The 7175-nt window shown below is 50.9% G+C and carries 7 protein-coding genes, 1 riboswitch and 1 other annotated feature; all 7 genes read right to left on the reverse strand.

The features are described 5' to 3' along the window. Positions 1-91: 91 nt before the first annotated feature. Positions 92-409, reverse strand: a complete 318-nt coding sequence (locus AC5OW4_RS13545; protein WP_006060526.1) for a ribosomal-processing cysteine protease Prp — start codon at positions 407-409, stop codon at positions 92-94. A gap of 5 nt (positions 410-414) precedes the next feature. Continuing rightward, on the reverse strand, positions 415-726 hold the full coding sequence (gene rplU, locus AC5OW4_RS13550; protein ID WP_006060525.1) for a 50S ribosomal protein L21: 312 nt from the start codon (positions 724-726) through the stop codon (positions 415-417). Positions 727-756: 30 nt separating this feature from the next. Continuing rightward, positions 757-831: a sequence feature (ribosomal protein L21 leader region), on the reverse strand. Between the two features lie 292 nt (positions 832-1123). Further along, a complete protein-coding gene (locus AC5OW4_RS13555) occupies positions 1124-1960 on the reverse strand; it encodes a pyridoxamine kinase (protein WP_493677087.1) in 837 nt (278 codons plus the stop codon). Between the two features lie 239 nt (positions 1961-2199). After that, positions 2200-3384: a M20 family metallopeptidase gene (locus tag AC5OW4_RS13560; protein ID WP_493677088.1), complete on the reverse strand. Its 1185-nt coding sequence runs from the start codon at positions 3382-3384 to the stop codon at positions 2200-2202. A gap of 16 nt (positions 3385-3400) precedes the next feature. After that, positions 3401-4795, reverse strand: coding sequence for a YfcC family protein (locus tag AC5OW4_RS13565; RefSeq protein ID WP_195397122.1), 1395 nt, complete (start codon positions 4793-4795; stop codon positions 3401-3403). Positions 4796-4875: 80 nt separating this feature from the next. Then, positions 4876-5054: riboswitch (Lysine riboswitch) on the reverse strand. A 106-nt stretch (positions 5055-5160) separates the two neighbouring features. Then, a complete protein-coding gene (locus AC5OW4_RS13570; protein ID WP_493677089.1) occupies positions 5161-5526 on the reverse strand; it encodes a RusA family crossover junction endodeoxyribonuclease in 366 nt (121 codons plus the stop codon). A 403-nt stretch (positions 5527-5929) separates the two neighbouring features. Beyond that, positions 5930-7175: M1 family aminopeptidase (locus AC5OW4_RS13575; protein ID WP_493677090.1), on the reverse strand; the 1246-nt coding region annotated here is incomplete at its 5' end.

Below are 7175 nucleotides of genomic sequence, written 5' to 3' on the forward strand. Positions count from 1 at the left end.
AGTTCAGACGTGTGCTCTTCCGATCTTTCTTTGTAGAACCGACACCCTTTTTGGAAGCGAACAACTGAATGTTCAATACTAACTTCATGGCTTACACCTCCTGTTTTTTGAGTTTTATAAATTCTGGATAACTCTCTGCAATGGTTTGCAGCTGTATCCAGGCTGTTCGGAGAACCAGCTGGGCTGTCGGATCGTCCAGATTCAGAATCCGGATTTTCAGATATCCCTCCCGGGTTTCAGATTGAAACGTTCCGGGCGCTAATTCATCCAAAGCATTATTGGTTCCGATCGTAATGCAGCTGACGCCGGCGCAGACAAGATCTTGTCCCATTTCAGCGTAGCCCGCATGACCCTCCGCCAGTAAGGTTTCCGCCTTTCCCTGACGTTCAGTCAGCTTGATCCGAATCATGAGACTTAAGCTTCGATGGCTTCAACGGTCAGCTTTGTATACGGCTGTCTGTGGCCCTGCTTGCGGTGAGAAGAACCGTCCTTGGCTTTGTACTTGAAGATCGTGACCTTCTTTTCCTTGCCCTGCTTCTCAACTTTGCAGGTGACCTTAGCACCCTTGACATACGGCGTACCGATTTTTGTTGTTCTGTTGGCATAGAGCACAACGGTGTTGAAGACGACTTCTTCACCCGGCTGAACGTCCAGCTTTTCTACATAGATCGACTGGCCGACTTCAACGCGCAGCTGCTTTCCGCCTGTTTCAATTACTGCGTACATGACTTGCACCTCCGTTCATATTCTCATGTATTTCTGAAAGAGACTCGCCAGCGCAGGGGACGATTTCCCGTCTTAAAACCCTGTTATGAGCGGTTGCAGCCATCAGAGGGGCATACAACGTGATAATAATAGCACAACGGCTATTTCCAGTCAATGTAATTTTACCAATCTGTCCGCTTGTTTTCAATCATTTTTCTTCTGTTTTATAGTTTTTATCCCACCAGGAATTATCAGAACAGGTGATTATTTCTTAACTGGATTGTCGTTGAGCACGCTGGCGATATATTGTCAATGCCCTCTATGATGCAGGAATCTCTTGTGGTATGCAGGACGTCAAAATACTGAGAAGGATTCCCATAGATGCAAAAGCTTTAAATTTTGTTCGCCTCTTCTATTTTTATAAACCGAGACGGCGGATCAGCTGCGGCAGCACGCGTTCAAAATTCACGCCGTATTTCTTTTCAGCGTCGTGTTCCATCGTTTCGCGGATACAGGCGACGGTGTAGTCGGCCGCAATCTCCAGCGCTTCCTGCAAGCTTTTTCCCAGTGCCAGAGCGCCGACAGTCGTGCTTGAGAAAATATCCCCGGTTCCATGGTAGCTGACAGGGATCCGGTCATGCACATAGCGGATTTTCTTCCCGCTTACAAGATCCCGGCCGGCGACGCCGGTCTTGCCGGGTTCTAAAGCCACGCCGGTCAGCACGACCGCGCGTTTTGTTCCCAAAGCGGCCAGCTTATCCAGCAGCGCTTCGATGTACTGCTCATCGTAGTGTTCCCGGTATTCCGTCCCCGTCAGAAAGCACGCTTCCGTCAGATTCGGCACGATGATATCCGCCTTGGCGCACAACTTGGCCATCTGGGCGGCAAAGTCCAGGTCAAACAGTGGATAAAGCTTGCCGTTATCCGCCATGACCGGATCCACAAAGATAAAATTATCCTCAGATTTGAATTGATCAAAGAAATCGGAAATCAGCTGAACTTGTCTTTTCGATCCTAAATATCCTGTATAGATCGCCGCAAAATCAATCTGTTCCTGCTGCCAATGCCGTGCGATCGGCGCGATTTCGTCGGTCAAGTCATGAAATGTATAGTTCTGAAACATTGTATGGGTCGACAACACCGCCGTTGGGATGATCGCTGTTTCCACGCCCATCGCCGAAATGATCGGCAGCGCCACGGTCAGCGAACATTTGCCGACGCAGGAAATATCCTGAATAGTTACGATTCTCTGCATTGTTCAATTCCTCCTTCAAGTCCGATGACTTCAATCCGATTATAAACATCTCTCACGGCAAACACAAGCCCCGCCCGCACTCGGATAAGGCTTCGCTTGCTTTTTCAGACAGAATGCCAAAGTTTCCAGCCGTTTCAAAGAGTCTGTTAAAAAAGCCGCTTCCCGCGGCTCTTGGTTTTATTTCGTCGTTTGTTTTGGAAATTTCTGAATCCCGCTGATTGCTGAGCGTTGGGAACGCTTTACAGTCCGCCTTTTAACAGCTCCGGGTTCAGAAAAACCTGCAGCGCGCTGAAGGCCATCGCTTTAATCGCTGTGTGCAGCGAATGATCGGCGGCATGACCATGAACATAGTCCAGAAAATCTTCGTTGTGCGCATACACCGGCGGACAAGCGTCGGTTTCAATTTCGCAATACACCGTCGGACAAACATGCGAGACATTACCGATATCGGTCGAGCCGGAGGCTTCGTTGGACTGCGGCACAAAATGAGTCACGCCCAGCGCTTCCAGATTTTCCTTCAACAGCTTCCGTAACGGCTCGCTGTAAACCAGATCGTCATACGAGTTCTCAAAGTTATGATAAGCTAACGACGCACCCGTCATCAGCGCCGCGCCCTTGGCGCAGTTGATGATCCGCTGTGTTAATTCTTCCAGATAAGCGCGGGATTTCGCCCGGATATAGAACTGACAGGACGCGCTTTCCGGCACGATGTTGGCCGCCGCTCCGCCGTTGGTTACAATCCCATGCACCCTTGCGTCGCTCTGCATGTGCTGGCGCAGGGCGTTGATCCCGGCAAACGTGAGCTGGACGGCATCCAGAGCATTGATGCCTAAATGCGGATACGCCGCAGCGTGCGCCGCTTTCCCGGTGAAGTCAAACTGCAGGGAATCCATCGCCAGCGACACGACATGAATGTTGTTTTCCGCGCCTAAATGCATCTGAAATGCCGCGTCAATATCGTCAAAGCAGCCCGCGTCAACCAGGTCGCACTTGCCGCCCAGCGTTTCTTCCGCCGGTGTGCCGATCAAAACGATTGTACCGCTGAATTCCTCGCTGAACTGCGCCAGCAAGGCGGCTGCGCCCAGCGTTGAAGCTGCGATCCAGTTATGACCGCAGGCATGGGCGTTCTGGTTATGCTCAGGGCCATAGCCCGGCAGCGCGTCATATTCCGCCAGGAAAGCAATTTTCGGACCATCGCCGCAGTTCAGCTCGGCGCGAAACGCCGTTGCCAGACCGCCGTAAGGCTGCGTGACCGTGAAGCCATAGCCGCGCATTTTTTCACACAAATACTGCGACGACCAGACTTCATCACACCCCAGTTCGGGATGGGCGTAGATTTCATCGCGGACCCTTTCAAACTGTTCAGCCATTTCCGCTTCCCGCGCAAACAGCGCCTCGCGCAGCGTCGCCAAGTTCTTTTCCATCGTGATTTCCTCCCGTCTAGTATCCGATCAGCACGGCAATCGTCAAGAGCACAATTTCCGCGATGAACAACAAACCGAACAACGGCGTCACAAACTTATACCACTTGTTGACCGGCAGGCCCATAATTCCGCACATCATAAAGACGGAGGTCGGCCAGAAAATATTGGAGAACCCGTCGCCGAACTGGAAAGCCAGAACCGCGATTTGCCGGCTCAAGCCGACCATTTCAGAAACCGGCGCTAAAATCGGCATCGTGACGACCGCCTGTCCGCCGCCGGACGGAATGAAGAAGTTAATGATATTCTGCACAAACAACATGCCCATTGCGCTTGCGATGCCCTGAAACTGCGCCAATCCGGTCGACAGCCAGTACACAATCGTGTCGATGATGTGCGCGTTGTCCATGATGACCGGAATCGCCCGGCTCAGTCCGACAATCAATGCACCGAACATCATATCCTTCGCCGCTTCGATGAAATACTGCGCGATCTGACTCGGCGTAAACCGGGACACCAGACCGATCACAAGCATCATGATGATGAACAGCGCCGCGATTTCATTGATATACCAGCCCAGCTTGATCGTGCCGATCAAAAGCATGACCACGGTGAAAATGAAGCACAGCCCGGAAATTTTCTGCGTCAGCGTAAAATCACGCTTCATCAACTCTTCCTTGGTACCGACTTCGCGGAAATTCAGGTTTTCACCGGCCAGAATTGATTTTTCCGGATGCTTTCTGACCTTCTCCGCATAACGCCAGACATAAATGATTGAGATGCCCATGAAAATAACAAAGCAGAAGATCCGATAACCCAGACCGGAAAACAGCGGAACCTGAGACACTTCCTGAGCGATGCCGATCGTAAACGGATTGATCGTCGCCGCCGCAAAGCCGACCGCGACTGCGATATACACGATTGAACCGCCGACGATGGCGTCAAAGCCCAGCGCGATCGCGATCGAAATGAAGATCGGAAGCAGACCGTAGGTTTCCTCAAACAGACCGATGGTCGAGCCGAGGATTCCGAAGGCGATCATGCAGATCGGAATCAACAGGTGTACGCGGTTGCCGATCTTCCGCAAAACAGCGCCGACGACCGCGTCGAACGTTCCGTTTTTCAATAACATATAAACAAAGGCGTAAGCAAAGACGATGAAGAAAATAATCTGAGCACCGTCAATGAAGCCTAACTGAATCGAAGTGAAAATTTCAAACAGACTGCAGCCCGTTTTCGGCAGGTAATGGAACGAATCGGCGACGACGACCATCTTGCCGCTGGCTTCATCCAGGACACGGGTGAATTCCCCGGCCGGCACAATGTTCGCCAACAGCGCGGTCAACAGGACCATGCCGAAGATAATGACATAGGTATGGGGCATTTTGAATGATGTGGCAGTTTTCTTGCGCATACAATTTCCTCCTCAACAAAAAAATCTTTACATCCTAAAACATGTAAAGATCAATGGAAATCATCATTCATCCCTATATGCCTTAAGATAGTGCTCCTTTGTAAAATGGCATCTTTACAAAGACAGTGACCTACCTGTTCGATAGGTCCCCAGCCGCTTTTATGACAAAGCGACTTCGGCGGATCATCCTTTCCGGCTGACTTCTCAGGCTTTCGGCCTCCATCAGCGTACTCTTAATCTCCGCGCCTCTAGCTGTGCTTTCACACAAGCATGTTTAGATTACCATATTCAATTTTACATTTCAACCGGAAAACACAAGAAAAAAGGAAATTCTAACAGAATTTCCCAAGGACTTGAAAAACAGATCAAATGGCGGGCGACAGCGGGTCTTTGGCATCGTGATCCTCCAATTTTAATAAGGAATAAAGAATGGCACGGAATGGTTTGGCATCATAGGTGAAGCGCTGCAGCCGATCGGCATGACGCATCGCGTAGCTGTTGAGCAGACAATGAACGACGTTCGCCCGAGTTCGGGCTTCGCTTTCACTTAAGTCGGGATCATGGCGCTGGATGTATTCCTGAAGCTGACGCCGATAGCGCATCGACCACTCCGCGATCGCCGGAAAATTATCAACCCGGTGGGAGCTGATCAAGGAAGCCTGCGTCGAATAGAGCGCCTGTGACAGGATCATCTGCGAGGAAGTCGCGCATCTGAATCCAGACGTCGTCATCGCCGTCACCGGTGTTCTGCCAGAAGTTCTGCGGATTCCGGGCTTTGACAAACCACTGGTCACAAACGTCAAGAAAGCGCTGCGGGTAAACCGACAGGCAAAACCATTGGGATCATCGGCGGCACGGATGGCTGCCTAACAGCGGAATGGATACTGAATGTGGGCAAATCCGTCAAAATCGGCGACGCTCAGGGGATCGGCAGTGTCCTGGAAGCCGCGCAGACCGATTATGTCGCGGGGAAATCAATCTAACTTTCTCCGATCAGGGTGTTCTAAAGATCTTGGAGAAAGCATGGACGAAATTGTCTTCTGCCCCAGATTCTGACATAGACAACAAAGAGGAGTGTATGCTCCTCTTTTAGTATCCTAATCAACTTTTCTTTCTTACTTTGATATTTCCGTTCTATTCCGCGGATGCCTGACTTACGGCTTCAATCCATTTCTTTAAGATTAGATCCTCCCCGTGCAGTCCAAAATCAGCCTGATCCAAAAATTTTTCGATCTCCGCGGCCAGCTCCGGGGAAAGTTCCCGGCGGATTGCTTCCAGCAGAGCTGCCGTGGACTTAACCGTCAGGTTCGCTAACAAGGAAAGAATTTGATCGACGACCGTCATTCCTTGATCAAACGCCAGCTTTAAAAACAAAGCCGTTCCTTTTTGATGGATGCTTTTTGCATCGTTCTTTCCTTCCGCCGTGCGGATCGGCCGCAGCGGTGCATAAGTGGAAACGAGCGTGTTCAATTTTTGCTTTAGCAGCCAGGTCGGGCCGTGTTTCATCAAGTAACGCAGGCAAGCCCATTCCGCCCCGGTTTCATTCAGCCAGTCCTCCCAGGAAGAAACGTCAGCTCCGTTAAACCAGAGATGACCCAGTTCATGCGCCATCAAGCCAATCATCCGATCGGCATGTTCCTGGATTTGAGAACATTCTTCCGGTAGAATCCGCGTGTAAAACGTCCACTCCCCACGCTGGAAAGCGCCGGCATTTTGATAGTCAGGAATATCCAAAGATATCATTTTTCGCTGCGGCAGCTTCCGCGCGCCATAGGCTGTCTGATATTCCATCAGAATTTGTTCAACTTCCGCGACCATGCGGGAAATGATTTCCGTTTCATCCGGATTGAAATAGATAAACTGTACTGCGGCATTTTCCTGCGTCAGTTTGCTTTCCGGCTTATAGATCACGACATTGCCGGGATCCCCGGCCAGCCCTGAAGAAAACCAAGCCTTCTGAGCTTCATCCCATTGTCCCTCCAGCATAACCTGGCCTGGCCGGCCTTGATATGTCAGTGGAAACGGAATGAGGGATAAGGTCTTCGGCTGCGGATAGTAAACGGAATAAGTGTTGAGGGCCAGCAGATCGGAGCGGTTGACGTTCCCCCATCCAGCCGGCTGTCCTTGATATTCGATCTCGATTTCCCCTGCCTGAACGATCTGCGGCGTAATCTTGCGGGCAGCCGAGCGGAATAGCATCGGTTCTGAGGGACCTGCTTCGAAGGCAATTTCTTGATCCTGGCTCACGATGCGATGGAGAGTCAGCTGATCGGAAAGCCAGAAGCTTTCATCCTTTTCCAAATACAGCTGCCAGCGAAACAACAGGTCCGAGGCTTGTTCAAATAGATGCAGGTGAATGATTTTCATCGCTGAGTCCCTC

The organism is Holdemania sp., from assembly GCF_986127675.1.